Raw genomic sequence first — 26,346 nt, forward strand, 5'->3', positions numbered from 1 at the left:
TTCCCCGGCGGAGCGCCCCGCCCGGTGTTCGGCGGCGCGGCGCGGGCAGACGCGGCATCAGGACCCGGCGGAGCCGCCCCCGGACCGGGGCCGCCCCGCGGCCGTCCGACCGACCGACGAAAGGTGCTGTCCATGACCGAGTTCGGCTACTTCCTGGCGTGTGAGGAGTTCACCCCCGCGCAACTGCTCGACCAGGCCCGCCGGGCCGAGGAGGCCGGATTCACCCGGCTGGCGATCTCCGACCACTTCCACCCGTGGAACGACGCCCAGGGCAACAGCCCCCTGGTGTGGTCGGTGATCGGCGCACTGTCACAGACCGTCACCCTGCCCGTCACCACCCTGGTCACCTGCCCCACCGTCCGCGTGCACCCCGCCGTCACCGCCCAGGCCGCCGCCACCTCCGGCGTCCTGCTCGACGGCCGCTTCACCCTCGGCGTCGGCACCGGCGAGGCCCTCAACGAACACGTCCACGGCGACCGCTGGCCGCCGTTCGCCGACCGGGCCGCCATGCTGGAGGAGGCCGTCGCGATCATGCGCAGGCTCTTCACCGGCGAGCTCGTCAGCCACCGGGGCGCCCACTACACCGTCGAGAACGCCCGCCTGTACACCGTGCCGGACACCCCGCCGCCGGTCCACGTCTCCGGCTTCGGGCCGAACGCCGCCGAGCTCGCCGGGCGGATCGGCGACGGCTACGTCCTCATGAGCCCCGAAAAGGAGCTGATCGACGCCTTCCGGCAGGCCGGCGGCGCCGGGAAGCCGGTGGTCGGCGGGGTGAAGGTCTGCTGGGACGAGGACCGCGACCGGGCCGTCGACACCGTCCACCGCCTCTGGCCCAGCCAGTTCCTCCCGGGCGAGCTGGCCCAGATCCTGCCCACCCCGGCCCATTTCGAGCAGGCGACCGAACTGGTCACACGGGAACAGGTCTCCGAGGCCGTCGCCTGCGGCGACGACCCCGAGGCCCACATCGAGGCGGTCCGCGCCTACGTCGACGCCGGGTTCGACGAGGTCTACATCGGACAGATCGGGCCCGACCAGGAGCCGTTCTTCGAGAACTACCGCACGAAGGTCCTGCCCGCCCTCGCCCCGGCCCGATAGCCCCGCCATGCCCGCGGCCCCGCACCCGCCCGGCCCGCACCGGCCCGGCCCGCACCCGCCCGGCCCGCCGCTGCCGGGTGCGATGCTCGACGAGCTGGCCGAGTGGGTCGCGATCCCGTCCGTGTCGTCCGACCCGGAGCGGGCGCCGGACGTGGCCCGCTCCGCCCGCTGGCTCACGGACGCCCTGCGCAGGACCGGCTTCCCGTACGCCACGACCTGGGAGACGCGGGGCCTGCCGGCCGTCCACGCCTGCTGGCCCGCGGCAAACCCGGCCGCACCCGTCCTCCTCGTCTACAGCCACCACGACGTCCACGCGGCGGACCCCGCCGAGTGGACGGTCACCGCGCCGTTCCGGCCCCTGCTGCTCGACGGCCGGTGCTACGGACGCGGCGCCTCCGACGCCAAGGGACAGATCCTGGCCCACCTGTGGGCGCTGCGCGCGCACGTCACCGGCGCCGCCCCGGCGGTCACCGTCAAGTACCTGATCGAGGGGGAGGAGGAGACCGGCTCCCGGCACCTCGCCGACCTGCTCGCCGACCACGCCGGCGAACTCGCCGCCGACGTGGTCATGGTCTCCGACACCATGCTCTGGTCGCTCGGGCGGCCCGCGGTCTGCACGGCGGTCCGGGGCTCCGTCACCGCCACCCTCACGGTGCGCGGCGCCCACCGGGACCTCCACAGCGGGGCCGTCTCCGGCGCCTCCTCCAACGCGGCCGCCGAACTGTGCCGGCTGGTGGCCGCCCTCCACGACCGCCACGGCCGGATCACCCTCCCCGGCTTCTACGACGCGGTGGCCGGCCCCGGGCCCGATCCAGCCGCCTCCCCGGACGGCCTCACCGTCGACGAGGGCGCCTGGCTGGCCGACACCGGGACCTTCGGCGCCGGGGGCGAGGCCGGGTACACCCTGGCCGAGCGCCTGTGGACCCGGCCCTCCGCCGAGGTCGTCCGGCTCACCGCGGGCCCCGCCGGCCGGCCGGCGCTCGGCCTCCTCCCGGCGGAGGCCACCGCGGAACTCCTCGTCCGGCTCGTCCCCGACCAGCGCGCCGACCGGGTCGCCGGACAACTGCGGGCCTGGCTGGCCGCGCACCGCCGGCCCGGCTACCACTACCGGCTGGACATCCCCCCGACCACCTCCGACCCCTACCGGACACCCCCCGGCCACCCCGCCCTGGCGGCCCTCGACCGCGGCGTCGGCCACGCCTACGGCGCCCCGCCCCGGCACATCGGCAACGGCGGGGCGGCGCCCGCGGCGCAGCTGGCCCGGGCCTGCGGCGCGCCGGTGCTGTTCTTCGGCACCGGGCTGCCCACCGACCGCTGGCACGGCCCCGACGAACGGACCGACACCGACGCCCTGCGGATCGGGGTCCGTGCCCTCGCCCGCTTCCTGCACGAGCTCCCGGTTCGGCCGGACGCGCCCGGGTAGGCGCCGCTGCGAGGCAGCCGCCGCCGGCCCCGGCGGCCCGGCCCCGTACCCCAGCAGTCCCTCGAACCTCCGGGAGAGAGCATGTCCGAGACGTACGAGCCCGACCAGACCGCCGACCGGGGCACCGCGCCCGAGGTGCCGGGCCGCCCGGGAGCCGCCGCACCCGGCGTCGCCGAACCCGCCCGGCCCCATCCGCCGCTGCCGCCCAAGGCCGACCAGGAGGGCCCGGAGACCGTCAGCCCCACCGGGCAGGCCACCGGGAACCAGCCGGCCCGCGAGGCCCAGAGCGGACCCTTCCTGACGACCGCGCAGGGCACCCGGCTCCCGGAGAGCGACCACTCCCTGAAGGCCGGCCCCCGCGGGCCCGTCCTCCTCCAGGACCACCACCTGCGCGAGAAGATCACGCACTTCGACCACGAACGGATCCCGGAGCGCGTCGTGCACGCGCGCGGCGCGGGCGCCCACGGCGTCTTCCGCGGCTACGGCGCGGCCGGCGAGGTGTGCAAGGCGGCCTTCCTCGGCCGGGACGTCGAGACGCCCGTCTTCGTCCGGTTCTCCACCGTCCTCGGCTCCCGCGGCTCCGCCGACACCGTGCGCGACACCCGGGGCTTCGCCGTGAAGTTCTACACCGAGGAGGGCACCTTCGACCTGGTGGGCAACAACATCCCGGTGTTCTTCATCCAGGACGCGATCAAGTTCCCCGACGTCATCCACGCCGCCAAACCGCACCCGGACCGCGAGATACCGCAGGCCCAGAGCGCGCACGACACCTTCTGGGACTTCGTCTCCCTGCACACCGAGGCCACCCACCACACCCTGTGGAACATGTCCGACCGGGGCATCCCCCGCTCCTACCGGATGATGGAGGGCTTCGGCGTCCACACCTTCCGGCTCGTCAACGAGGCGGGGGAGACGGCACTGGCCAAGTTCCACTGGAAGCCGAAGCTGGGCGTGCACTCCCTGACCTGGGAGGAAGCCCAGATGATCGGCGGCATGGACCCGGACTTCCACCGCCGCGACCTCTTCGACGCGATCGAGTCCGGCGCCTTCCCCGAGTGGGAACTGGGCGTCCAGGTCTTCCCCGACACCCCCGAGCAGACCTTCGAGGGCATCGACCTCCTCGACCCCACGAAGATCGTGCCGGAGGAACGCTGCCCCGTGCAGCCCGTCGGCCGGCTGACCCTGAACGCCAACACCAAGAACTTCTTCGCCGAGACCGAGCAGGTCGCCTTCCACCCCGGGCACCTGGTGCCGGGCATCGACATCACCGACGACCCGCTGCTCGCCGGGCGGCTCTTCTCCTACCTGGACACGCAGATCAGCCGTCTCGGCGGCCCCAACTTCGCCCAGATCCCGATCAACCGCCCGCACGCCCCGGTCAACGACATGCTGCGCGACGGCATGCACCAGACCGCCGTGCACACGGGCGTCGCCCCGTACCGGCCCAACAGCCTGGACGGCGGCTGCCCCTTCCTGGCCGGCGCTGACGCGGCCGCGTACATCGAGGCACCGGTGCACGTCCCCGCCGCGGACAAGAGCCGCGAGGCCGCCGCCTCCTTCTCCGACCACTTCAGCCAGGCGCGCCTGTTCTGGCTGAGCATGAGCCCGCCCGAGCGCGAGCACATCATCGCCGCGTACACCTTCGAACTGGGCAAGTGCTACGAACCGGCTGTGAAGGAACGGATGGTGGGCGTCCTCGCCAACATCGACCCCGAGCTGTGCGCCGAGGTCGCCGCCGGACTCGGCCTGCCCGCCGCCGAACCCACCGTCCCGCTCGCCGACGTCGAACCCAGCCCCGCCCTCTCCCAGCTGGGACGGGCCTGGCCGGTCGAAGGCCGGGTCATCGGCATCGTCGCCGACCCGGACGGCGACCCGCGGGAGGTGCGCGCCGTGCAGCGGGCCGCCCGCGCGCAGGGCATGCTCCCGCTCGTCATCGCCCCGACCGGGGGCGCCCTCGACGGCGACGGCGGGCCCGTGGGCGTCCAGCGCACCTTCGCCACGGCCCGTTCGGTGGAGTACGACGCCGTCGTCCTCGCCGGCGCGCCGAGCCCCGCCGCCGACGCCGACGGCGCCCGCGACGCCAAGGCCGGCACCCCCGGCACCCCGGAGCTCGACCCCCGCGTGCTGCTCCTGGTCACCGAGGCCTACCGGCACGGCAAGGCCATCGCCGGCTGGAACGGCGGCGAGCGGGCCCTGGAGGCCGCCGGCATCGGGGCGGACGAGCCCGGCGTCATCGTCGGCGACTCGGGCGAGTCGGTGCTGGACGCACTGGCCGGGGCCCTGGAGAAGCACCGGGTGTGGGAACGTTTCCCCGCCTGACGCGGACGGCCCGCCCGGGAGGCCCTTGGAGCGGCACACCGCTCCAAGGGCCTCCCGGCGGCGGGGACGTCGCAACAGGAGGCCCCAGGGGCACGTCTCAGGGACGGGGACGGGAGGGGGCGCCGCCGGCACCGTCGCGGTCCAGCGGCCCCCACCGCCCCACCTGCCGCCCGACCTCGGCGTCGGCCTCGTCGATGACGCGGGCGTCGATCCAGCCGAGCGGCTCCACCTGGTGGACGAGCGGCTCGTTGTCGGGCCCCCGCCCCGCCTCACTGCCGCGCAGCACCCACGGGCGGACCCGGCGGTCCTTGACGCGCGGCAGGTGCGAGTAGTCGTACAGCCGGCGCGCCACCCAGGTCCGCAGCGGCCGGTCCCCCCACCACGGCTCGATGTCCAGCGGGTTCGCCGACAGACCGGGCAGCGGGGCGCCCGTCAGGTCGTCGCGGCTCCACGGCGACGCCAGGTCCGCGACCGGCCCCATCGACCAGCGCACGTACAGCCCGCCGCCCTGGGCGGCCAGCAGGCCCACCAGCTCGTCGAGGGTTCCTATGGTCGCCATGCCCTTCTGCGGGCCCGAACGGGTCATGCCCGGCGGCTACCCCGCCCACCCGGCCTCACGCGCGGGCAGGGGTCGGCCCCGGGAACGCACGCGTCCCCGGGGCCGCTCCGCGCCGGGCGTCTACGTCTCCTCGTCCGGCCGCTCCTCGACCACGTGCATGGCGGCCTCCTCCGCGGAGGCGGCCCCGCCGTTGATCCCGGCGTCCCGGGCCACGACCGAGATGTGCCGTACCGGCGGCCCCTCCTCGGCCGGGGCCATCCGCCCGGCCCGGTCCCGGCCCGCCGTCGAGGCGTCGCCGTGGGGATCGCCGCTCATGTCGTCGCCCTCACCGCCGCCCCCGCCGGCCCCGTCCAGGTCCTCCCCCGGAGCGGCCTCCGAACCGAGGGCCGCGTCCGCGCCGTCCGGCTCGGGCTCCTCCTGGGCGAGCCGCTGGTCGAGGGTCTCCCCGGCGTGCCGCTCCCCGGCGGTGGTGCCGTACCGGGTGGCCGCGAGGGGCCGGCCGGGCGGCGAGTAGCCGGTGTCCAGGGTCTGGTCCAGATCCGGTTCGCCGAGGGCGTTCTCCATGTCGGGCTGTGATTCGCCGGGTTCCGCCTCCTGCGCGGGCTGGTACACCTCGTCCCCCCGGGCTTCGTTCTCGCTCATCGCCGTCGCTTCCTCTCCGGAGCGCTCTCACCGCTGCCCCCGCGCGCGGCGGGACGGCCGGTGTCGAACAGGTCGAGCAACCGCTCCATGACCTCGTCGAAGTCCTGCCACGGGCCCGCCGGCTCCGCGTCGGCCCGGCGGACGGTCGCGTCCGGTCGACTGCTTCCCTTCGCAGACATCGCTGCCTCCTCTCGGACGCGCGCGTCTTCCCCGGATCCGGCCGCCCATGCCGGGCGAAAGGGTGACCGCCGCAGGCCCATGAGCGCGTGTCCAGCGGGTAGGCGCGGGGCACGGCCGGCAGGGGCCGGCCCGTCCCCCCGAGGAACCGAAAGGAGAACGCCATGCCCCGTGGCTCCTCCCCCAAGCGGGAACGGCAGTACGAGCACATCAAGGACTCGGCGCTCGACCGCGGCGAGTCCACGAAGCGGGCCGAGGAGATCGCCGCCCGCACGGTGAACAAGGAGCGTGCCCGCTCCGGCGAGTCGAAGACGGCCAGCCGGTCCTCCACCGAGGACATGTCCTCGTCCAAGCGCGGCGGCCAGCGGTCGCACAGCGGCTCCCAGGGACCGACCAAGGAGCAGCTCTACAACGAGGCCAAGCAGCGCAACATCAAGGGCCGTTCCCACATGGACAAGGCCGAGCTGAAGGAGGCCCTCGGCCGCTGACCCCCACGTGCCCGGGCCGGCCCCGTTTGGGCGGGCCGGCCGGGGTAGACGCCGGGAAACCGGCCGGCGGCCGACCCGGCACCGGCCGTTTCCCCCAGGAGGCCGGCATGCGCCCTTCACGCTTCGTCATCGCGGCGGCGGTGGTCACCGTCGCCATGGGCACGTTCACCCCCTCGGCCCTCGCGGCCGGGCAGGCGGGGAACGACGACCAGAAGTTCGTCGTCACCGTCCACCAGGGCAACCTGGCCGAGATAGCCGCGGGCACGGACACGGCGATGAACGCCCGGCAGACCTGCGTCAAGGACGTGGGCCGCACCCTGGTCAAGGACCACACCAAGCTGGACGCCGACCTGACGGCGCTCGCGGAGAAGATGGACCTCACGCTCCCCGCCAAGCCCACCGAAGCCCAGCAGGAACAGCTCAAGGAGATCCAGGACAAGGCCGGCTCGTCCGCCTATGACACGGCGTGGCTCAAGGCCCAGTCGGACGCCCACCAGGCCACCCTGAAGACGATCGACGACGAGATCGCCCATGGGAAGGACGCCCAGGTGGTGGCGGCCGCGAAGAAGGCGCGCCCGGTGGTCGCCGAGCACCTCGACATGGTCCGCGGCGGCACCTGCCACGTGATGGGCTGACGGGGGTTCGGGCCGCGCCGACGGGGCAGACGCCCCACGGGCCCGCGGGGCGCGTCGTGATCTTCCCCCCGGTCCACGACCCCCGCGGTCCCGCCCGGCCCCCCTCACCTCCCCCGGGGCCGGGCTTCCCGGCGTTCACACGCTCGTCAGGATCTGGGGCGCCAGGTTCTTGATCATGGTGTTGGTCCAGCGCATCTGGCGCAGCGTCTGCGGGTGGCAGGCCGAGGCCAGCTCCAGCAGCCGGGTCTCGCCCGCCGCCCGGGCGGCCTGGGCGAGCATCTCCCAGTACAGGGAGTTGCCGGTCGCGGCCAGGTGGAGCGCGCGCAGGTCCCGCAGGAGCAGCAGGCCGGCCTCCGGCCGGTGGCCCAGGGCCTCGGCCGACTTCTCCCGCAGGGCCGACATCAGGGCGGAGGCCTGCGGCCCGGCGGGCTCGTCCAGGTCCAGGCCGTAGTGCCGGCCGGTCTCCGCCAGGCGCCGGCAGTGCTCCTCGGACCAGCGGACGAGGTCCTTCGCGACGTGGTGGACCTCGTGGTCCGTGCGGTGGCGTTCGGCGACGACCTCCAGGTCGTGGGCGAGCCTGCGCTCGCCGTGGTGCAGCGCGCGGAGGGTCAGCGTGATGCCGTCGATGCCTTTCACCGGGCACCTCCCGTGGAGCCGTCGGAGCCGGAGGAGTCGTGGGCGCCGCCGCTGCCGCCGTCCGGCTGCGGCAGCTCCAGCACCCGGGCCGTCGGGCCGCCCCTCGTGGGGGGCACCGCGCCGGCCGTCGCGGGGGCCGACGCGGTGGTGGTGGGGGCGGGGGAGGGGCGGCCGTCGCCCTTCTCCACGAGGTGCACCGCGGCGGCGGCGGTCTTTGAACAGGGGCTGCTTGGACACCGGGTCCCAGTCGGTGACCGTGGTCTCGTTCGCCGCCCGGCCGGGGACGGCGCCGTCGGGGCCGGAGCCCGCGGGCGTGTCCCAGTAGCCGTAATGGAAGGGCACGAACAGCAGGCCCGGACGGATGTCCGTGATCCGCAGGCGGCCGCGCAGGGAGCCGCGGGCGTTGGAGACCTCCACCAGGTCCCCCTCGCCCAGACCCCGGGCGTCGGCGTCGGCCACGGACATCTCCACCCACACGTCCGGCGCCGCGGCGTCGAGCTGAGGGGTCCGGCCGGTCTTCGTACGGGTGTGGAAGTGGTAGAGGGTGCGGCCGGTGGTCAGCTGGAACGGATGGTCCGCGTCGGTCGTCTCGTGCGGCGGAAGGTACTCGGCGGCCTTGATCACCGCCTTGCCGTCCGGGTTGAGCGCACGGTACTCGACCACCGACACCGCGGCGCCGGTGACCAGGTCCTTGCCGTAGGACTCGCAGACGTCGGGGTGCGCCCAGTCGATGCCGGCCGAGTAGAGCCGGTCCGTGCCCTCGGGGGCCGACGCGGTGCACGGCCACTGGATGCCGCTGCCGCCGCGCAGTTTCGCGTAGGACAGCCCGGTGTAGTCGCAGGGGCGCCCGGCGCCGCACCGCTTCCACGCCTCGAACGCGGACTCCGGGTCGTGCCAGGAGACCAGGGGGGCGCCGTCCTTGTCCCGGAAGTCCATGCGCCGCGCGTAGTCGAGGAAGATGTCGAGGTCCGGACGGGCTCCGCCGGGCGGTTCGACGGCCCGGTCGGACAGGTGCACGGTGCGGTCGGCGTTGGTGAAGGTGCCGGTCTTCTCGCCCCAGGTCGCGGCCGGCAGCACGACGTCGGCGAGCTGCGCCGTCTCCGTCAGGAACAGGTCCTGCACGACGGTGAACAGCCGCCGCTGCGACAGAACCGAACGGACGCGGGCGAGTTCGGGCAGGGAGACCGCCGGGTTGGTGCCGCTGATCCACAGCATCCGCAGCGAACCCTGTTCGGCGTAGCGGAACATCTGCAGGGCGTGGGTGGGTGGCGCGTAGTGGGGGATGGCGGAGGGCTCGACGTTCCAGACCTTCGCCAGGTCGGCGACGTGCTCCTCGTTCTCCCAGTTGCGGAATCCCGGCAGGTCGCCGTCGGCGCCGCACTCACGGGTGTTCTGCGCCGTGGGCTGCCCGTTCATCTGGAGGACCCCGGCGCCCGGCCGGCCCAGCATGCCGCGGACCAGGTGCAGGTTGTTGACCTGCACGGCCGCGGCCGTCGCCTGGTGCGACTGGTAGACGCCCTGGAGCACCGTCGACAGCAGCCGGTCCGCGGTGCCCAGCAGTTCGGCCGCCTCCATGATGTCCGCGGCGCGGACGTCGCAGATGTCGGCCGCCCACTGCGGACCGCACGGGGCGACGGCCTTCTCCAGCTCCTCGAAGCCGACGGTGTGCGCGTCGATCCAGTCGCGGTCGGTGTGCCCCCTGCGGATGACCTCGTGCAGGAGGGCGTTGAGCAGGGCCACGTTGGTGCCGGCGCGGGGCGCGAGGTGCACGGCGGCCCGGCGCGCGACCCGGGTGGGGCGCGGGTCCACGCAGAGCAGCCGCGGCGGGTCGGACCCGTCGAGCCGGTCCAGGATCCGCATCCACTGCACGGGCTGGGTCTCGGCGATGTTGTGGCCGAAGAGGGCGATGACGTCGGCGTGGTCGATGTCGTCGTAGCTGCCGGGCTGGCCGTCGCAGCCGAAGGTCTCCTTGAGCGCCTGGGCCGCCGTGGCCGTGCACAGCCGGGTGTTGCCGTCCAGGTGGTGGGTGCCGATGCCGCCGCGGGCCAGGACGGCGAGGGTGTAGTACTCCTCCAGGAACAGCTGGCCGGAGGTGTAGAAGCCGATCGAGCCCGGTCCGTGCCCGGAGAGCAGGTCCCGGGAGCGGGAGACGACGAGGTCCATCGCCGTGTCCCAGTCGGTGGGTGTCAGCCGCCCGTCGCGGCGGACCAGCGGGGTGGTGAGGCGGTCGGGGGAGGCGTTGGCCTGCCAGCCGAAGGCGTCCTTCGGGCCGAGCCGGCCGCGGTTGACGCGGTCCACGACCCGTCCGCGCACACCGACCATGGCGCCGCCGCGGACGGCGATGTCCATGGCGTCGCCGTCCGAGTGCAGGATCGAGGCGGTCTGTACCCACCGCTCGACCTCCTGCGGCTCCACCCCCTCGGCCAGGTACGCGTCCTGCCGGGCCGGCCACGCCTGGTGCCGGCCGTACGGCGTGCGGCTGCCCCAGGGCTCGGCGATCCGGTCCACCCGCCGTGCGTCCCGCTGTCCGTCGTCCATGGTCGGCGGCTACCCGGCGGCCGCGCCGGTACTCGTTCCCGCAGGTGTGCGGCCGTCCCCGCACCCGCGGTCCGGGGGCGGACCGGAAGAATTCCGGCGGACCGCCCCCCGCGGCGTCCCGGGCCTGGTCAAAAGGGGGTCGCGTGCGCAAGGATCACGGCCGCACCACGCACACACCTCCCACCCCCCCCGTCCCAGGAGGATCTGTATGGCTCGCCGCATATCCCGCGGCCTCATCGCCGCGGCCGCCGCCACCGTGGCGACGTTCGCCCTCGCCGGCCCGGTTTCCGCCCGGTCCGCCGGCACCGCTCCGGCCGGCCCCGCCCTGCCCCAGGGCCGGATCTTCATGGTCAACCCCGTCCAGTCGTCCGGCGACCAGTCGCTGACCGACGGCAAGGACGGCAACGCCGCGGTTCCCGCGTCCGCCTACACCCTGGCCGCGCTGCGCAACCTCGACGCGAGCGGCACCCTGTCGGGCAAGTGGGCCACCGTACGGTCGGAGACCGGCGGCGCGGCGAGCGTCGCGGACGCGGCCACGTACAGCCGCAATGACGACCGGTTCGAACAGGTGATGGCGTACTTCTGGGTGAACCAGGCGCAGGAGTACCTGCAGAGCCTGGGCTTCGGCAGCGAACTGCCCGGCGCCAACGACCGCGCGCAGCCCGTCCGGATCAACCAGTGGGGCGCGGACAACTCCTTCTTCTCCGACAAGAAGGCCGAGATCCGCTTCGGCAAGGGCGGCGTGGACGACGCCGAGGACGCCGAGGTCATCGTCCACGAGTACGGGCACGCCGTGCACAACGCCCAGGTGCCCGGCTTCGGCACCTCCCCGGAGGCCGGCGCGATCGGCGAGGCCTTCGGCGACTACCTGGCCGTCTCCGTCGGCGCGTACGCGGACGAGGCGTACGGCTGGCCCCGCCGGACCGACCTGGCCTGCGTCGCCGACTGGGACTCCGTCGACTACAGCGCGGCCCCGCACTGCCTGCGCCGCGTCGACGGGAACAAGGTCTACGCCGACCGCGTCGGCGAGGTCCACGCGGACGGGGAGATCTGGTCCCGGGCGCTGTTCGACATCCGGCAGGCGCTCGGCGCCCGCACGGCCGGCCGGATCATCGTGAACGCCCAGTTCGGCTTCCGCCCGGACACGAGTTTCCAGGACGCGGCGCTCACCACCGTCGCCACCGCGCAGCGCATGTACGGCGCGGACGCGGCGGCCGCCGTACGGGCGGCCTTCAGGGCCCGGCAGATCCCGGGGGTGTAGCCGCGCGGAGGTGCCGCCGGCCCGGGGCCGGCGGCACCTCGCAGGGGGCGGGACGCTCAGGCGTTCAGCAGGCGGTTGAAGAACGAGCGGTAGTGCTGGAGCGCCTGGCGCAGGTCCTCCGTCGCCACGTCGTCACCGCGCTGCCACTGCCCCTCCAGGTCCTGCTTGTGCGAGGCGAAGGTGCCCGCCAGGCTCTGCATCACCTCGGCCACCAGTGTGTCCGCCGAGGTGACCGCCTCACGCGGATCGTCGACGAAACGCCCCTGGATCTCGGCCCAGGCGGTCCGGAAGCGCTCCGTGTCCCCGGTGTCGAGCAGCGGCTGACCGTCGCCGCTCCCGGCCGCGGTCCCGCTGCCGTCCGCTCCGGCTCCGGCCGCCGATCCGGCCGACCCGTCGAGGGACTCCTCGTCCCGCCGGTCCATCGGCTCGTCGTCCACCGAGCCGTTGTCCGTCCGGCCGCCCAGGCCGTCGGGGTCGTCCAGGCCGTCACGGTCCGCCTCGTCCCGCCCGGCGGCGGACCCGCCGGACAAGGACTCCCCGGTCGCCTCGCCCGGGTAGGTCGGAGGCCCCGCGTCCGGTCCGCCGGCGGCGCCGGGTCCCGCGAGGTCCTCCGTGCTCAGGGGGCTTCCGTCCCGCCGTATGTCGTCGTGGGTGCCCATGTCACCGGCTCCTCTGATCCGTCAGCAGTTCGTCGAACAGGGCGCGGTAGTGCACCATCGCCGCGCGCAGTTCCTCCGTCGTCGCCCGGCCGTCCGTGCTGCGCGCCCTGATGTCGTGCGCGGCCCGGTAGTGCTCCAGCGTCCGCCCGTGCTCGACGGACAGGTCGCGGACGGCGCCGTGGTACCCGTCGGTGGGGTAGCCGCGCTCCTTCATCAGCTTCGTCACCAGGTCGTCGGCCTCGTCGACCGAGCCCGCCGGCTGGTCCACGAAGTGCACCTGGACCTCGCTCCACCGGTCGGCGAACTCGCGCCGCCGCTGCGGAGGGAGTTCCCGGATGTCGAGCTTGTCGTGCCGGACCTCGCGGGCGTGCAGATCGCGCTCGGCCGCCAGCACTCCGCCCTTCTCCCGGACCGTGCGCTCGTACTCCGGCCCGAAACGGTGGCGCAGGTGGCGCCGCCGGGTGAGCACCGCGAGGGTCACGGTGATGGCGAGCACCACGACCACGGCGGCCACCACAATGGCTATGAGTGTGCTTGTCGACATCTCGGTCCTCCGTCCCGGGTGAATACGTCGCCCGTAGGACGCGGCTGCCCACCTCCCGGGTGGACAAACCGCCCGCCGCCGGTCCCTCGGCCCACCGCTCCGCTCAGCCGAGCGGCGTGTGGGCGGCCGGCACCGCCTCGCCCGGCGGCACGGGCCCGGGGGCGGTGCCGTCCCCGAACGGGCGGCCGCCGAGGGCGTCGCGGCCGTGCGGTGCGAGCCAGCCCGACGGGTCGGGGCCGGCCGGCACGATGCCGGTGGGGTTGATGTCCGTGTGCACCAGGTGGTAGTGCCGTTTGATGTGGTCGAAGTCGACGGTGTCGCCGAAGCCGGGCGTCTGGAACAGGTCGCGCGCGTACGCCCACAGCACCGGCATCTCGCTCAGCTTGCACCGGTTGCACTTGAAGTGGCCGTGGTAGACGGCGTCGAAGCGCACGAGCGTGGTGAACAGCCGCACGTCCGCCTCCGTGATGTGGTCCCCGACGAGGTAGCGGGACGCCGCCAGCCGCTCGGACAGCCAGTCGAGCCGGTCGAACAGCCGCCGGTAGGCCTCCGCGTACGCCTCCTGCGAGCCGGCGAACCCGGCCCGGTAGACCCCGTTGTTCACGTCCCGGTAGACCACCTCGTTCACGGAGTCGATCTGCGGGCGCAGCCGCCACGGGTAGAGCGACGGGGCGCCCGCCCGGTGGTGGGCCGTCCACTGGAGCGACAGGTCGATCGTGAGCTGCGGGAAGTCGTTGGTCACCACCCGCCCCGTCGGCACGTCCACGACGGCCGGCACGGTGATCCCCCGGTCGTAGCCGGGGTCGCGGGCGAAGTAGGCCTCCCGGAGCCGCTCGATGCCGAGCACGGGGTCGCGTCCGCCCGGGTCGAGGCCGAAGTTCCAGCTGCGCTCGTCGTGGACCGGCGAGGCCACCGCCATGGGGAGGGCCTCCTCCAGTCCGAGGAGCCGCCGGACGATGATCGCCCGGCTCGCCCACGGGCAGGCCCGGCTGACGACGAGTCGGTAGCGCCCGGGCTCCACCCGGAAGCCGTCCCTCCCGTCGGCGGTGATCCGCGTGGTCAGGTACCGGCTGTCGCGGGAGAACTCCTTGCCGGCGGTCACGTAAGCCACCCCCGGCGCCTACCCGGGAACGGGCGCGGTGAACGCGCCCCGGCAGGGTAGACGCCCGACATGTCCTCTTCCTTCCCCCTCGTCGACAGCACCCTGCCCCTGCTCGCCCGCGGCTACCGCTGGGCGCCCGGGCTGCGCCGCCGCCACGGAGGCGGCCCGGCCGTCCGCACCCGGCTGATGGGACGGCCCGCCCTGCTGCTCCACGGGCCCGAAGCCGTCGAGTTCTTCTACGACGAGCACCACGTCCTGCGCCACGGCGCCCTCCCCGGACCCGTACTGGACACCCTCTTCGGCCGCGGCGCGGTCCACACCCTGGACGGCGCCCGCCACCGGGGCCGCAAGTCCCTGTTCGTCTCCCTGCTGATGGCGGACGGCGCGGTGGACTCCCTCGTCGCCCTCGCCGGGAAGCACTGGCTGCGCGCCGCCGAGGACTGGCGCGGCCGCGAGGTGGTGCTCTTCGACGAGGCGGCGGCCGTCCTCGCCGGGGCCGTGTGCGAGTGGGCCGGGGTGCCCGTCGCCGGGGAGGACGCGCGCCGGCTCGCCGAGGACTGCACGGCCATGGTCGACGGGTTCGCGACGGCGGGGCCGCGGCACTGGAGGGCGCGCCGGGCCAGGGCCCGGCAGGAGGCGGCCCTCGCCGGGGCCGTCGAGGCCGTGCGCGCCGCCGGCGGCCCGTCCTCAGGCGGCCCGTCCTCCGGCGGCCTGTCCCGTGGCGGCCCGGGTGTCCTGGAGGCGGTGGCCGGCCACCGGGACTCCGACGGCCGGCCGCTCGACCCGCACACGGCGGCCGTGGAACTGCTCAACGTCCTCCGGCCGACCGTCGCCGTCGCCTGGTTCACCGTGTTCGCCGCGCACGCGCTGCACCGCACGCCCCGGCTGCGGGCCGAGCTGCACGCGGGCGGCGGGCCGTACGCCAGGGCCTTCGCCCACGAGGTCCGCCGCTTCTACCCCTTCGTCCCCTTCGTCGGCGGCCTCGCGGCGCGCGACCTGCGCTTCGGCGCGGAGCCGGTGCCCGAGGGCGCGCTCGTCCTGCTCGACGTCCACGGCCACCACCGCGACCCCCGGCTCTGGCCCGACCCCCACCGCTTCGACCCGCTCCGCTTCCTGGGACGCGAGCCCGGCCCGGCCGAGCTGATCCCGCAGGGCGGCGGCGACGCGCGCACCGGGCACCGCTGCCCCGGCGAGGACATCACGGTGGGGCTGCTGACCGCGCTGGCCCCGGCGCTGGCCGGGCTCGACGCCGACGTCCCGGAGCAGGACCTGCGGATCCCGCTCGGCCGCATCCCCACCCGCCCGCGCAGCGGCTTCGTGCTGTCCGTCCCCGCCGACCGGTGACCCGGCCGTCCGGGCGGCTCACCACAGCCGGTCGACCTCCCCCGGGAACAGGCCGATCCGGCTGTGGCGGAACGCCGCCTCGGCGCGCCGCCCCCGCGGGGTGAAGAAGTCGGCCATCGTGACCTTGTCGAAGCCGGGGCCGTCGCTGGGGAAGGGGGCGTCCGGCGTGCCGCCGACCAGCACCGCGCCGGGCAGGACCCGCCAGCCCGCACTCTCGTAGAAGGCCCCCAGCGGCCGGTCGCAGGTGAACAGGCCCAGGTCGAGCCCCCGCTCGGCCATCGCCTCCCGGGCGGCGGCCACCAGGCGCCGGCCGTGCCCGAGGCCGCGGCTGTCCCGGCGCGTGACCACCGTGCTCAGGCCGCCCGCGACATGGCGCAGGCCCGCGTGCGCGATCTCCTTGGACAGCACGTCCAGCGCGGCCAGCACCCTCCCGTCCGCGACGAGCAGCATCGACACCGGCCGCAGCGCCGGATCGTGCACGGGCTCCCCGGGCGGGACGGCGCACGCCCCCGGCGGGGAAGGCCACGCCTGCTCCTGGAGCTCCCGGACCTGTACCCGCAACGGGAGTGGAGTGGAAGCTTCCGGGAAGGAGAGAATGCGCATGCGCCGATCTTCCCGCACGTGCTGTGAGATGGCTGTGAAGCGACGGACGAGGGGGGTCCGGCGTGCGGGAAGAGTGCCGACAAGTTCTATATTCGTACGAACCATCCACGCGCGGCGGCCCGGCTGCGGTGATCAGGGGGGACGACAGGCATGGCCGACACCGACACCGCGCCGGGCACCCGGGCGGAGTCCCGCAGTGCCCGCAAACTCCGGCGCAAGGCCCGCAGCCGCAAGCGCCTGGGTGTCGGCATAGCCGTCGTCGCCCTCGGCGGAGCGGCGGCCACCGCGTACGCCCTCACCCTGGGCGGCGCCCCCGCCCAGGGCGAGGCGAAGCTGGCCGCCACGGAGAGCGCGGCCGAGGCGGCCGCCGCCGCCAAGGGGGCGGAGCAGCCCTGGGACGGCAAGGTCAAGGTGCTGGGCGACGGCTCCACCTCATACACCGGGCCCCAGCCGAACCAGCTGAAGCCCGAGAAGCTCAAGCCCGGTGAGAAGCCGCCGCAGTTCGTGGTCTTCTCCTGGGACGGCGCCCTGGAAGGCGACGACCACCTCTTCTCGCACTTCCGTCAGGTGGCCAAGGAGAACAAGGCCCACATGACCTTCTTCCTCACGGGCATCTACCTGCTGCCCGACGACAAGAAGGCGCTCTACAAGCCGCCGCAGCACCCGCAGGGCGCGGCCGCCATCTCCTACCCGACCGTTCCGCACGTGAAGTCCACGCTGGGCCAGCTGCGCGGCGCCTGGACCGACGGCAACGAGATCGGGTCCCACTTCAACGGGCACTTCTGCGGCCCCAAGGGCGGCGGCGACTGGAGCCCCGACGAGTGGAAGAGCGAGATCGACCAGACGTACGCGTTCGTCAAGAACTGGAAGACGAACACGGGCTTCACCCAGGAAGCGCCCCTGCCCTTCGACCCCGACCGCGAGGTCGTCGGCGGCCGCGCCCCCTGCCTGGAGGGCCAGAAGAACCTCCTGACCGCGATCAAGCCGTACGGCTGGCGCTACGACGCGAGCTCCTCGGGCGACTTCCAGCTGTGGCCGTCCAAGATGAACGGCATCTGGAATTTCCCGCTCCAGCTCGTGCCCCTGCAGGGCAAGGAGCTCCAGGTCCTCTCCATGGACTTCAACTTCCTCTACAACCAGTCCGGCGACAGCACCAAGGGCGACCCGGCGAAGTACCCGGGCTGGGAGGCGCAGACCCGCGGCTCGTACATGAACGGCTTCAACCGCGTCTACAACGGCAGCCGGGCGCCCATGTTCATCGGCAACCACTTCGAGGACTGGAACGGCGGCATCTACATGCAGGCCGTCGAGGACGTCATGCGGGACGTCTGCCCGCGCCAGGACGTCCGCTGCGTGTCCTTCAAGGAACTGTCGGACTGGCTCGACGCCCAGGACCCCAAGGTCCTCGCCCAGCTGCGGATGCTCGACCCCGCGCAGGCGCCCGACTGGAACACCCTGGTCAAGTAGCGGGACGGGGGCGGGGCCGCGGCGAGGACGCCCCGGCCCCGCCCCCCTCTACTTCACCGCCCTGATGTAGTCCGTCCACACCCGCACGGCCCGCTCGCTGCCCGGCGTCCCGGGCGCGTCGCCGCCCAGCCCGGTCAGCGGCAGCGCGATCAGGTCGGTCAGCGCCATCCGGTAGACGACCACCGCGGTCGTCTCCTTCTCGGTGTTCGCCACGAACCAGCCCGCCGTGTTCGCGGCGGTGGTCCCGGTCTTGCCCGCCGCCCCGGGGTGCGCCTTGGCCGCCGTCTTCGCCGACCCGTCGGTGACCGCGTCCCGCAGGGACTCCGTCACGGAGCGGGCCGTCTTCGCCGACATCGCCCGCACCGGCTTCGGCGCGTCCAGCGGGACCGCGGCGCCGTTGCGGGTGGCCGAGCGCACCGAGTACGGGTCGGTGTGCATGCCGTCGGCCGCGAAGTCCGCGTAGGCGCCGGCCATGCGCAGGGCGCTGGGCTTGGAGTTCTCCCCGAGGGAGAACGTCGGGATCCGGGTCCCGAGGCTCGACGGCAGCAGGCCGGCGCGCTCCGCGAACGTCTCCACCCGGTCGAGCCCGACGTCGAGCCCGAGCTGGAGCATGGGGGTGTTCACCGAGTTCGCGACGGCCTGCCGCAGGGTCACCTGCCCCCAGCTCTTGTTCCCGTCGTTGTGGCCCTTGACCACCTTGCCGCTGCGGTCCCAGTACGGGCCCTCGGGCGTCTGCACGGTCACCTGGTCGTTTCCGTCGTAGACCGTCGAGGGGGAGACGGGGGTACGGTCCTTGCCGCGCGTGCGGACCACCCCCTCCTCCAGCGCGACGGCGTAGACGAGCGGGGTGAACGCGGTCCCGACCGGGATCGTGGTCGCGTTCGCCTGGTTGAAGCCCTGCTTGAGGTAGTCGGGGCCGCCGTAGACGGCGAGCAGCCGCCCGTCCGGGGCGACGCTGGCCGCGCCGATCTTGGCGTGGGTGTCGGTGCCGGGCCGCTTGTCCGGGTCGAAATCCTTCTGGGCCTTCTGCACGGCGTCCGTCAGCGCCGCCATGCGCGACTGGTCGAAGGTCGTGTAGATCTGGTAGCCGCCGAGGTCGAAGTCGGAGTCCTTGATGTGCCCGGCCTTGACCGCGTAGGCCTTGGCCATCTCCACCAGGTAGCCGTTCTGGGCACCGGGCGTACCGGCCGTGCCCGGGCCCGAGGGCTCGGGGAACTTCGTGTACGTGGCCCGCTCCGCGGGCGTGAGCCGGCCGGTGTCCACCATGCGGTCCAGGATCCAGCTCCAGCGCTCCACGGCCCGCTTGTGGTTCTCCTCGCCCAGCGCGGGGTCGTACAGCCCGGCGCCCTTGAGGAGGGAGGCCAGGAAGGCGCCCTCGCTGGCGTTGAGCTTCGAGACGTCCTTGCCGTAGTACGCCTGGGAGGCGCGCTGGATGCCGTAGGTGCCGCGCCCGAACCAGCTGGTGTTGAGGTAGTCCTGGAGGATCTGGTCCTTGCCCGTCTGGTTGTCCAGCTTCAGGGCCAGCAGGATCTCGGTGAACTTCCGGGACAGGGTGCGGTCCTGGTTGAGGTAGGCGTTCTTCACGTACTGCTGGGTGATGGTGGACCCGCCCTGGGTCTCGCCGCCCGTCAGCGCGGCGCGCACGGCGCGCAGGACGCCGGAGGGGGAGACCCCGGGGTCCGTGTAGAAGCTGGAGTTCTCCGCCGCGAGCACGGCTCCCTGGACTTTGGGGGGCACCTTGTCCAGGGGCATCTCCTGCCGGCTGACCCAGCCGGTGCGGGCCATGGTGGAGCCGTCGGCCCAGTAGTAGACGTTGTCCTGTTGTGTGGCGAAGGAGTTGAGGTCGTCGGGTATGTCCGTTGTGGCATACGCGATGCCGACGAAGGCGACGAGGCCCGTGAACAGGTACAGGCAGGCGCCCAGCCACTGGCGCCAGGAGGGTATCCAGCGCCGCCACCCGCCGTGGCCGGGGCGGGGGTAGGCCGGCCGCATCCGGCGCAGCAGCGGGCGCGCGCGGGCGGCCGCGGGCGCGAGGGCCCGCGCCAGACCCGGCGCGAGTTCCCGCAGCCGGCCCGCTCCCGCGCGCCGGCGGCGGCGCGACCCCGAACCGCCGCGGCGGCCCGGGGAGGCCGCTTCGTCGGCGTCCGAGGACGCGCGTCTGCCCCGAGACCGGCCTCTTCCGCCCGTATCCTGCCTGGCCACTGCGGATGCTCCCTCTTCCGTGCTTTCCCGGACACCCTAGATGCATTTGCTGTGAGCCGTCCGAGGTGCCCACGCCCGGCGGCCCCCGGGGCCGGGAGGTCCTCCCCGGTGACGAAGCGGAGTCGGACGGCTGCACGCACGAGCGGGTCCGACCGGGCATCCGGTGACAAAGCGGAACGCGCCGAATCAGTCGCCTGGTTGTGCGAAAATTCCGTCCTCCCGGTCCGTGTGGACCGGGTGACAAGGGGAAAACAGTGATACCTAAGAGGTTCAGGCCCGCCGCCATCGCGGCCCTGACCGTGGCCGTGGCGTCCGGGGGCTTCTTCGCCTACTCGGCGAACGCCGTCTCCGGGCCGGCAGAGGCCGACCAGGCCACCACCGAGACCTTCGCCCGCCTCGCGGACGACGTGCTCTCGCAGCGCACCCAGGCGCTGGTGGAAGGCCAGACCGTGCGCCACGGCCACGGCCAGGGGGGCAAGAAGAAGGCCCGGCTGTCCGACGGGCTGAAGAAGGACCAGGACGCGGCGATCCAGTCGCTGCGCGACCGCAAGACCCGGCTGGCGCAGCTGGGCGAGGTCTACAGCGGCGCCGACACCAAGGTGACGGTCGAGCGCGCCACGGTGACCGGGGGCAAGGCGACCGTCCAGGTCACCGAGCAGACCACCCTCACCTACAAGAAGGTGCACGGGGACGAGCCGGCCACGACGGACTTCAAGACGCGCTACGAGCTCAACCTCACCAGCAGGAAGGGCGGTGACTGGGAGCTCCAGACGATCAAGTCCCAGGAGAACGGCCCCGTCGCGGTCAACGAGCCCGTCGCCGCCAAGGCGGCCGTCGTCACGGACGACGGCAACCAGTACCCGGACGGCACGCCCGCGTCCACCACCTACCCGTCCACGGCCAAGCCCAAGACGCTGACCGGTGGCGCGTACAACTACACCGCCATGGCGCAGTACGCGGAGAAGTACTGGAGCAACTACAACCCGGCGTACCGCAAGTTCAGCGGCAACGGCGGCGACTGCACCAACTTCATCAGCCAGGCGCTGAACGCGGGTGGATGGAAGCCGGTACCCGGCACCTCGACGGACTACCGCAACTGGTGGTACGACGGCGCCCGCCAGTCGGACTCGTGGGTCGGAGCCAACGAGTGGGCCTGGTTCACGCTCTCCAACCAGCGGGCCGCCAACCTGGCCAACGTCTACCAGCTGGACGTCGGCGACATCCTGCAGGCGGACTTCAACCGGGACGGGTCCAAGGACCACTCCATGATGGTGACGTACCGCAGCAGGGCCGGAATGCCTTACCTGACGTACCACTCCACCAACACGTACCGGAAGTCGCTCGCGAGCATCCTGGCCTCTTACCCGAACGCCAGGTACTTCGCGTACCGCACCTGACGGACGGCCCTGACGGGCACCCACGGGCCCCTCCCGCCGCGCGACCACCGCGACGGGAGGGGTTTTTTTGTGCGCGCGGCCGAAAACCGCTGGTAGGCGCCGTAAACATCCCGCTCGGAAAGATCACTGCATCGAGGTAATGACCATGGCGTTTCAGGGTCGACCGGCGGAACGGGCCGTTACTGTTCCTCAGGATCTGGACGGATTCCCGAATATTCATCCTCTTTTTCCAGTTTGTACGAAGGAGAGCTCGTCCGATGACCATTGACACCAGCCCCGAAGCAGAGCTGCAGGAACCGCCCCAGCAGCGGAGCCTCAGCACCGCCGCAGCGCGCAACCTTGCCACCACCACCAAGTCCGCCCCGCAGATGCAGGAGATCACCTCCCGGTGGCTGCTGCGCTCGCTCCCCTGGGTGGAGACCAAGGGCGGCACCTACCGGGTCAACCGCCGCCTCAGCTACACCGTCGGCGACGGCAGCATCGACTTCGTCCAGGACGGAGCCAGCGTCCGCGTCATCCCGCAGGAGCTCGGCGAACTCGCCCTGCTGCGCGGCTTCGACGACGTCCAGGTGCTCACCGCCCTCGCGGACCGCTGCGTCCAGCGCGACTTCCGGGCCGGCGAGGTCCTCGTCGAGCGCGGCGCCCCCGCCGACCAGATCCACCTCATCGCCCACGGCCGCATCAGCCAGACCTCCGTCGGCAAGTACGGCGACGAGGTCGCCGTCGCCGTCCTCGCCGACGGCGAGCGCTTCGGCGAGAACGCCCTCCTCGACGCCGACGCCACCTGGGACTACACCGCCACCGCCGACACCCCCGGCACCCTGCTCACGCTCTCCCGCGCGGAGTTCGCCGCCGTCCTGGCACAGGCGCCCCACCTCCAGGAGCACATCCGCAGGTTCAGCTCCCTCCCGCTCCAGCGGCAGAACCGCCACGGCGAGGCCGAGATCGCCATGTCGGCCGGCCACACCGGCGAGGCCGAACTGCCCGGCGCCTTCGTCGACTACGAGCTCAACCCGCGCGAGTACGAACTGTCCGTCGCGCAGACCGTCCTGCGGGTCCACACCCGGGTCGCCGACCTCTACAACGGGCCGCACAACCAGACCGAGGAACAGCTCAGGCTCACCATCGAGGCGCTGCGCGAGCGCCAGGAGCACGAGCTGATCAACAACCGCGAGTTCGGCCTGCTCCACAACGCGGACTTCAAGCAGCGGATCCAGACCCACTCCGGACCGCCCACCCCGGACGACCTCGACGAGCTGCTCTGCCGCCGCCGCGGCACCCGCTTCCTCTTCGCCCACCCGAAGACAATCGCGGCGATCGGGCGCGAGTTCAACGCGCGCGGCCTGTACCCGGACCACGTCGACCTCGGCGGGCAGCAGGTCCCGGCCTGGCGCGGGGTCCCGATCCTCCCCTGCAACAAGATCCCGATCACCAAGGAGAACACCAGCTCCATCCTGGCCATGCGCCCCGGCGAGGACAACCAGGGCGTCATCGGCCTGCGCCAGACCGGCCTGCCCGAGGAGTACGAGCCGGGCCTGTCGGTGCGCTTCATGGGCATCGACGAGCGGTCGATCATCTCCTACCTGGTCTCCACCTACTACTCCGCCGCCATCCTCGTGCCGGACGCGCTCGGCGTACTGGAGAACGTCCAGATCGCCCGCCGGCGCGACTGACGCCCCAGGCCACGACGGCCCGTACCCTCCCGGGGCCGACCCAGCGCGCCCGGGAGCCGGGCCGGCCCCACCACCTCACCAAGGAGCCACGGATGCCCGATCCCGGGCCTTCCCCCCTGCAGCCGGGCCCGCCCGCACCGGCGGCCCGCTTCGGGGCCCCGGCCCTCGCCGACGCCCTCGCACCCGTCCGCGCCGACGGCGCCGCGGCGGCCGCCGTCCTCGCACGGGCCCTGCCCTCCCGGCCGGTGCTGCCCTTCGGAACCGCCCCCGCCCCCGCGGCCCCGGCCGCGCACCCGCCGGCGCCCGCCGCGGCCGCGCACACGCCGGCCGCCCTGGAGCGGATCCTGCGCGGCCCCGCCGGCCTGGGCACGGAGGCCCTGCACTGGGCCCGGCCCGCGCAGCCCCCGGCCGGGATCCCCGAGGGCCCGCGGCCCGCGGCCCCGGCGGAGATGCGGCCGATCCCGGGCCTCTACCACCACCCGGTGCCCGAGCCGGACCCCGTCCGGGTGGAGGAGCTCAGCCGGCGCATCAAGAGCTGGGCGGTGGACGAGGTCCAGGCGTTCCCGCCGGAATGGGAGGACCAGTTCGACGGCTTCTCCGTGAGCCGCTACATGGTCGCCTGCCATCCGGACGCCCCCACCCTCGACCACCTGATGCTGGCCGCCCGGCTGATGGTCGCCGAGAACGTCGTCGACGACGCCTACTGCGAGGACGGCGCCACCACCCCCGACGTCGGCGGCCGGCTGCTCCTGGCGCACACCGCCCTCGACCCGGTCCACACGACGAACGAGTACCAGCCGGCCTGGGCGCGGTCGCTCACCTCGGACGCCGCCCGCCGCTGCTACGCGTCGGCCATGGACTACTTCGCCCGCTCGGCGACCCCGTCCCAAGCCGACCGGTTCCGCCACGACATGGCCCGGCTGCACATGGGGTACCTCGCGGAGGCCTCCTGGGACGAGACCGAGTACGTCCCGGAGGTGTGGGAGTACCTGGCGATGCGCCAGTTCAACAACTTCCGCCCCTGCCCCACGATCACCGACTCCGTCGGGGGCTACGAACTCCCGGCGGAGCTCCACGCGCTGCCCGCCATGCAGCGCGTGATCGCCCTCGCCGGCAACGCCACCACCCTCTCCAACGACCTCTACTCCTACATGAAGGAACTCAGGAGCCCCGGCAAGCACCTGAACCTGCCGGTGGTCATCGCCGAGAAGGAAGGTCTCTCCGACAAGGAGGCCTACCTCAAGGCGGTCGAGGTGCACAACGACCTCATGCACGAGTTCGAGGCCGAGTCCGCCGCGCTCGCCGCGGCCTGCCCCGACCCGCGCGTCGCCCGCTTCCTCAAGGGCGTGGCCGCGTGGGTCGACGGCAACCACTACTGGCACGCGTCCAACACCTACCGATACACCCTGCCCGATTTCTGGTAAACGAGGGGACTTATTCCATGACCAGCACCGTCAGCACCACCCCGTTCATCCCCGCTCCCGTGACCCCCTACCAGGGCGACATCGCCCGCTACTGGAACGAGGAGGCCAGGCCCGTCAACCTGCGCCTGGGCGACGTGGACGGCCTTTACCACCACCACTACGGCATCGGCGCCGTCGACCACGCCGCCCTCGGGGACAGCGCGGACAGCGCGTACGAGAAGAAGCTGGTCGCCGAACTGCACCGGCTGGAGTCGGCCCAGGCCGAACTCCTCCTCGACCACCTGGGCGCCATCGGCCGCGACGACACGCTCGTGGACGCCGGCTGCGGCCGCGGCGGCTCGATGGTCATGGCCCACCAGCGCTTCGGCTGCAAGGTCGAGGGCGTGACGCTCTCCGCCAAGCAGGCCGACTTCGGGAACAACCGCGCACGCGAACTGGGCATCGAGGAATCGGTTCACTCCCGGGTCTGCAACATGCTCGACATGCCCTTCGAGACCGGACAGGCCGCCGGCTCCTGGAACAACGAGTCCAGCATGTACGTCGACCTGCACGACCTGATGGCCGAGCACTCCCGCATCCTGGCGGTCGGCGGCCGCTACGTCACCATCACCGGCTGCTGGAACCCGCGTTACGGTCAGCCCTCCAAGTGGGTCTCGCAGATCAACGCCCACTTCGAGTGCAACATCCACTCCCGCCGCGAGTACCTGCGCGCCATGGCCGACAACCGCCTCGTCCCGCAGGCCGTGATCGACCTGACCCCGGACACCCTGCCCTACTGGGAGCTGCGGGCCACGTCCTCCCTCGTCACCGGGATCGAGGAGGCGTTCATCGAGTCCTACCGCGACGGCTCGTTCCAGTACGTCCTGATCGCCGCCGACCGCGTCTGACCCGCGGGAACGCGAACGCCGGGCCCGTCCGCGACGGGCCCGGCGTCCGCGGTGCGTTCAGGCCTTCGGTGCGTTCAGGCCCGCGGTGCGTTCAGGCCTTCTGCAGCGTGGCCACCAGGCCCGCGACCAGCCGCGCCCGCTCGGCCATCGCGTCGACCACCACGTACTCGTGGTCCGCGTGGGCGCCGCCGCCGACGGCCCCGAGGCCGTCCAGCGTCGGCACCCCCAGCGCGGCCGTGAAGTTGCCGTCGCTGCCGCCGCCCACCGCCCGCGCCTCGATGCCGGGCAGCAGCCGCTGTGCCACTGCGAAGAGGCCGGCCGCCGCCGACTCGGGCATCGGGGGCCGGGTGATGGACCCCGCCACCGTGATCCGCGCCCCGGGCAGGTGCGGGGACAGCGCCGCGAACGCGGACTCCACGCGCTCCCGTTCCGCGGACGTCTCCACCCGCACGTCGACCACGACGGTGGCCTCCGCGGGGACGACGTTCTCCAGGGTGCCCGCGGCCGCCACCGTCGGCGTGACGGTGGTACCGGCCTCGGGCCGGCCCAGCGCCTCGATGTCCAGGACCTGGTGGGCCGCCTCGACCAGGGCGTTGACCCCGGCCGCCGGCTCCAGGCCCGCGTGCGAGGCCCGGCCGGCGATGGACACCCGGAAGGCGCCGCAGCCCTTGCGCCCGGTCTTCAGGCCGCCGCCGTCCGCCGCGCCCTCCAGCACCAGGACGGCGCCGCAGGCCAGGGCGCGCTCCTCCAGCAGGGCCCGCGAGGAACGGGAGCCGACCTCCTCGTCCGCGGTGATCAGGACCTCCACGCCGGACCGGTCGGCCAGCGTCGCCAGCCCGTGCACCGCCTGCACGATGCCGCCCAGCATGTCGAACACCCCGGGGCCGCAGACCCGGCCGTCCCGGACCGTGAAGGGGCGGCGCTCCAGGGTCCCCAGCGGGAACACCGTGTCGTGGTGGCCGAGGAGCAGCACCTTCGGCTCGCCCCCGCCCGACCAGTGGACGTGTGGACCGGCCTCGCTGTCGACGAGGACCGCGTGGCCGCCCAGCCGGTGCTCGATGATCCCGGCCACGGCTTTCGCCGACGCCGCGAGGGCCTCCACGTCGCGCGAGGGGGACTCGACCTCGACGAGCGTGCGGAGGTCCTCGATCATCGCGTCGACGTTCACACCGGTGCCCTTCTGCTTCGTCACGTCGCACAGAGTAGTACTCCGTGTGCCGAGGCGGAGATCCGGCCCGGGCCCCGATGGCCGCCCCGGAGCCGGCCACGGC

Annotated in this window: 22 protein-coding genes and 1 pseudogene; 12 read left to right on the top strand and 11 right to left on the bottom strand. The window is 73.4% G+C overall.

Features of this window, described 5'->3' with window-relative positions:
- Positions 1–132: 132 nt before the first annotated feature.
- From ACZ5NJ_RS24330 to ACZ5NJ_RS24340, 3 genes are all read left to right on the top strand, one after another.
- Complete coding sequence (locus ACZ5NJ_RS24330; protein WP_468767299.1) at positions 133–1,095, top strand: TIGR03557 family F420-dependent LLM class oxidoreductase; 963 nt, start codon at positions 133–135, stop codon at positions 1,093–1,095.
- 7 nt (positions 1,096–1,102) lie between these two features.
- A complete protein-coding gene (locus ACZ5NJ_RS24335) occupies positions 1,103–2,518 on the top strand; it encodes a M20/M25/M40 family metallo-hydrolase (protein ID WP_468767300.1) in 1,416 nt (471 codons plus the stop codon).
- Positions 2,519–2,599: 81 nt separating this feature from the next.
- Positions 2,600–4,837 carry a catalase gene (locus ACZ5NJ_RS24340; protein ID WP_468767301.1) on the top strand — a complete coding sequence of 746 codons (2,238 nt, stop codon included), beginning with the start codon at positions 2,600–2,602 and terminating at the stop codon, positions 4,835–4,837.
- 97 nt (positions 4,838–4,934) lie between these two features.
- Here the strand turns inward: ACZ5NJ_RS24340 and ACZ5NJ_RS24345 are convergent, their stop codons facing one another.
- The 3 genes from ACZ5NJ_RS24345 to ACZ5NJ_RS24355 form a co-directional block, all read right to left on the bottom strand.
- Positions 4,935–5,423: a DUF6098 family protein gene (locus ACZ5NJ_RS24345; protein WP_468767302.1), complete on the bottom strand. Its 489-nt coding sequence runs from the start codon at positions 5,421–5,423 to the stop codon at positions 4,935–4,937.
- A gap of 93 nt (positions 5,424–5,516) precedes the next feature.
- Positions 5,517–6,038, bottom strand: coding sequence for a DUF5709 domain-containing protein (locus tag ACZ5NJ_RS24350; RefSeq protein ID WP_468767303.1), 522 nt, complete (start codon positions 6,036–6,038; stop codon positions 5,517–5,519).
- A complete protein-coding gene (locus ACZ5NJ_RS24355; RefSeq protein WP_468767304.1) occupies positions 6,035–6,217 on the bottom strand; it encodes a hypothetical protein in 183 nt (60 codons plus the stop codon). The genes ACZ5NJ_RS24350 and ACZ5NJ_RS24355 overlap by 4 nt, the downstream gene beginning before the upstream one ends.
- A 162-nt stretch (positions 6,218–6,379) precedes the next feature.
- Between ACZ5NJ_RS24355 and ACZ5NJ_RS24360 the strand changes: the two genes are divergently transcribed.
- A complete protein-coding gene (locus ACZ5NJ_RS24360; protein WP_468767305.1) occupies positions 6,380–6,703 on the top strand; it encodes a plasmid stabilization protein in 324 nt (107 codons plus the stop codon).
- 107 nt (positions 6,704–6,810) lie between these two features.
- Positions 6,811–7,338 (top strand): DUF4142 domain-containing protein, encoded by a 528-nt coding sequence (locus ACZ5NJ_RS24365; protein ID WP_468767306.1) that lies wholly within the window; start codon positions 6,811–6,813, stop codon positions 7,336–7,338.
- A gap of 135 nt (positions 7,339–7,473) precedes the next feature.
- Here ACZ5NJ_RS24365 and ACZ5NJ_RS24370 read toward each other — a convergent pair whose 3' ends face one another.
- Positions 7,474–7,974 (bottom strand): hypothetical protein, encoded by a 501-nt coding sequence (locus tag ACZ5NJ_RS24370; protein ID WP_468767307.1) that lies wholly within the window; start codon positions 7,972–7,974, stop codon positions 7,474–7,476.
- Positions 7,971–10,512: pseudogene (locus ACZ5NJ_RS24375) on the bottom strand (molybdopterin oxidoreductase family protein). The gene ACZ5NJ_RS24370 and the pseudogene ACZ5NJ_RS24375 overlap by 4 nt, the downstream one beginning before the upstream one ends.
- A gap of 208 nt (positions 10,513–10,720) precedes the next feature.
- Here ACZ5NJ_RS24375 and ACZ5NJ_RS24380 point away from each other — a divergent pair.
- Complete coding sequence (locus tag ACZ5NJ_RS24380) at positions 10,721–11,773, top strand: M4 family metallopeptidase (RefSeq protein WP_468767308.1); 1,053 nt, start codon at positions 10,721–10,723, stop codon at positions 11,771–11,773.
- Positions 11,774–11,829: 56 nt separating this feature from the next.
- Here the strand turns inward: ACZ5NJ_RS24380 and ACZ5NJ_RS24385 are convergent, their stop codons facing one another.
- The 3 genes from ACZ5NJ_RS24385 to ACZ5NJ_RS24395 form a co-directional block, all read right to left on the bottom strand.
- A complete protein-coding gene (locus ACZ5NJ_RS24385; RefSeq protein WP_468767309.1) occupies positions 11,830–12,432 on the bottom strand; it encodes a hypothetical protein in 603 nt (200 codons plus the stop codon).
- Position 12,433: 1 nt separating this feature from the next.
- Positions 12,434–12,976 (bottom strand): hypothetical protein, encoded by a 543-nt coding sequence (locus tag ACZ5NJ_RS24390; RefSeq protein ID WP_468767310.1) that lies wholly within the window; start codon positions 12,974–12,976, stop codon positions 12,434–12,436.
- Between the two features lie 103 nt (positions 12,977–13,079).
- Positions 13,080–14,087, bottom strand: a complete 1,008-nt coding sequence (locus ACZ5NJ_RS24395; RefSeq protein ID WP_468767311.1) for a glutathione S-transferase family protein — start codon at positions 14,085–14,087, stop codon at positions 13,080–13,082.
- A gap of 60 nt (positions 14,088–14,147) precedes the next feature.
- On the opposite strand from ACZ5NJ_RS24395, the gene ACZ5NJ_RS24400 reads away from it, so the two are divergent.
- Positions 14,148–15,422, top strand: a complete 1,275-nt coding sequence (locus ACZ5NJ_RS24400; RefSeq protein ID WP_468767312.1) for a cytochrome P450 — start codon at positions 14,148–14,150, stop codon at positions 15,420–15,422.
- A gap of 18 nt (positions 15,423–15,440) precedes the next feature.
- On the opposite strand, the gene ACZ5NJ_RS24405 is transcribed toward ACZ5NJ_RS24400, so the two are convergent.
- Positions 15,441–16,025: a GNAT family N-acetyltransferase gene (locus ACZ5NJ_RS24405; protein WP_468767313.1), complete on the bottom strand. Its 585-nt coding sequence runs from the start codon at positions 16,023–16,025 to the stop codon at positions 15,441–15,443.
- Positions 16,026–16,175: 150 nt separating this feature from the next.
- On the opposite strand from ACZ5NJ_RS24405, the gene ACZ5NJ_RS24410 reads away from it, so the two are divergent.
- Complete coding sequence (locus tag ACZ5NJ_RS24410; RefSeq protein ID WP_468767314.1) at positions 16,176–17,492, top strand: polysaccharide deacetylase family protein; 1,317 nt, start codon at positions 16,176–16,178, stop codon at positions 17,490–17,492.
- Positions 17,493–17,540: 48 nt separating this feature from the next.
- Here the strand turns inward: ACZ5NJ_RS24410 and ACZ5NJ_RS24415 are convergent, their stop codons facing one another.
- Positions 17,541–19,484: a transglycosylase domain-containing protein gene (locus tag ACZ5NJ_RS24415; protein WP_468767441.1), complete on the bottom strand. Its 1,944-nt coding sequence runs from the start codon at positions 19,482–19,484 to the stop codon at positions 17,541–17,543.
- A gap of 464 nt (positions 19,485–19,948) precedes the next feature.
- Between ACZ5NJ_RS24415 and ACZ5NJ_RS24420 the strand changes: the two genes are divergently transcribed.
- The 4 genes from ACZ5NJ_RS24420 (at position 19,949) to ACZ5NJ_RS24435 (ending at position 25,075) form a co-directional block, all read left to right on the top strand.
- Positions 19,949–21,091 carry an amidase domain-containing protein gene (locus ACZ5NJ_RS24420; protein WP_468767315.1) on the top strand — a complete coding sequence of 381 codons (1,143 nt, stop codon included), beginning with the start codon at positions 19,949–19,951 and terminating at the stop codon, positions 21,089–21,091.
- Between the two features lie 257 nt (positions 21,092–21,348).
- Positions 21,349–22,764 (top strand): family 2B encapsulin nanocompartment shell protein, encoded by a 1,416-nt coding sequence (locus ACZ5NJ_RS24425; protein WP_468767316.1) that lies wholly within the window; start codon positions 21,349–21,351, stop codon positions 22,762–22,764.
- Between the two features lie 92 nt (positions 22,765–22,856).
- Positions 22,857–24,188, top strand: a complete 1,332-nt coding sequence (locus ACZ5NJ_RS24430; RefSeq protein ID WP_468767317.1) for a family 2 encapsulin nanocompartment cargo protein terpene cyclase — start codon at positions 22,857–22,859, stop codon at positions 24,186–24,188.
- Positions 24,189–24,205: 17 nt separating this feature from the next.
- A complete protein-coding gene (locus ACZ5NJ_RS24435) occupies positions 24,206–25,075 on the top strand; it encodes a geranyl diphosphate 2-C-methyltransferase (RefSeq protein ID WP_468767318.1) in 870 nt (289 codons plus the stop codon).
- Positions 25,076–25,166: 91 nt separating this feature from the next.
- Here the strand turns inward: ACZ5NJ_RS24435 and ACZ5NJ_RS24440 are convergent, their stop codons facing one another.
- Entirely contained in the window at positions 25,167–26,228 is a 1,062-nt protein-coding gene (locus tag ACZ5NJ_RS24440) for a M20 family metallopeptidase (RefSeq protein ID WP_468767442.1), read from the bottom strand.
- Positions 26,229–26,346: the final 118 nt, after the last annotated feature.

This window comes from Streptomyces sp. NPDC032091, assembly GCF_055580265.1.

Coding starts and splice junctions, on each gene's coding strand:
- ACZ5NJ_RS24360 (WP_468767305.1), top strand. CDS start 6,380: ATGCCCCGTGGCTCCTCCCCCAAGCGGGAACGGCAGTACGAGCACATC.
- ACZ5NJ_RS24405 (WP_468767313.1), bottom strand. CDS start 16,025: ATGCGCATTCTCTCCTTCCCGGAAGCTTCCACTCCACTCCCGTTGCGG.
- ACZ5NJ_RS24430 (WP_468767317.1), top strand. CDS start 22,857: ATGCCCGATCCCGGGCCTTCCCCCCTGCAGCCGGGCCCGCCCGCACCG.
- ACZ5NJ_RS24365 (WP_468767306.1), top strand. CDS start 6,811: ATGCGCCCTTCACGCTTCGTCATCGCGGCGGCGGTGGTCACCGTCGCC.
- ACZ5NJ_RS24415 (WP_468767441.1), bottom strand. CDS start 19,484: ATGCGGCCGGCCTACCCCCGCCCCGGCCACGGCGGGTGGCGGCGCTGG.
- ACZ5NJ_RS24410 (WP_468767314.1), top strand. CDS start 16,176: ATGGCCGACACCGACACCGCGCCGGGCACCCGGGCGGAGTCCCGCAGT.
- ACZ5NJ_RS24400 (WP_468767312.1), top strand. CDS start 14,148: ATGTCCTCTTCCTTCCCCCTCGTCGACAGCACCCTGCCCCTGCTCGCC.
- ACZ5NJ_RS24350 (WP_468767303.1), bottom strand. CDS start 6,038: ATGAGCGAGAACGAAGCCCGGGGGGACGAGGTGTACCAGCCCGCGCAG.
- ACZ5NJ_RS24345 (WP_468767302.1), bottom strand. CDS start 5,423: ATGACCCGTTCGGGCCCGCAGAAGGGCATGGCGACCATAGGAACCCTC.
- ACZ5NJ_RS24435 (WP_468767318.1), top strand. CDS start 24,206: ATGACCAGCACCGTCAGCACCACCCCGTTCATCCCCGCTCCCGTGACC.
- ACZ5NJ_RS24385 (WP_468767309.1), bottom strand. CDS start 12,432: ATGGGCACCCACGACGACATACGGCGGGACGGAAGCCCCCTGAGCACG.
- ACZ5NJ_RS24380 (WP_468767308.1), top strand. CDS start 10,721: ATGGCTCGCCGCATATCCCGCGGCCTCATCGCCGCGGCCGCCGCCACC.
- ACZ5NJ_RS24440 (WP_468767442.1), bottom strand. CDS start 26,228: ATGATCGAGGACCTCCGCACGCTCGTCGAGGTCGAGTCCCCCTCGCGC.
- ACZ5NJ_RS24390 (WP_468767310.1), bottom strand. CDS start 12,976: ATGTCGACAAGCACACTCATAGCCATTGTGGTGGCCGCCGTGGTCGTG.
- ACZ5NJ_RS24340 (WP_468767301.1), top strand. CDS start 2,600: ATGTCCGAGACGTACGAGCCCGACCAGACCGCCGACCGGGGCACCGCG.
- ACZ5NJ_RS24335 (WP_468767300.1), top strand. CDS start 1,103: ATGCCCGCGGCCCCGCACCCGCCCGGCCCGCACCGGCCCGGCCCGCAC.
- ACZ5NJ_RS24425 (WP_468767316.1), top strand. CDS start 21,349: ATGACCATTGACACCAGCCCCGAAGCAGAGCTGCAGGAACCGCCCCAG.
- ACZ5NJ_RS24355 (WP_468767304.1), bottom strand. CDS start 6,217: ATGTCTGCGAAGGGAAGCAGTCGACCGGACGCGACCGTCCGCCGGGCC.
- ACZ5NJ_RS24330 (WP_468767299.1), top strand. CDS start 133: ATGACCGAGTTCGGCTACTTCCTGGCGTGTGAGGAGTTCACCCCCGCG.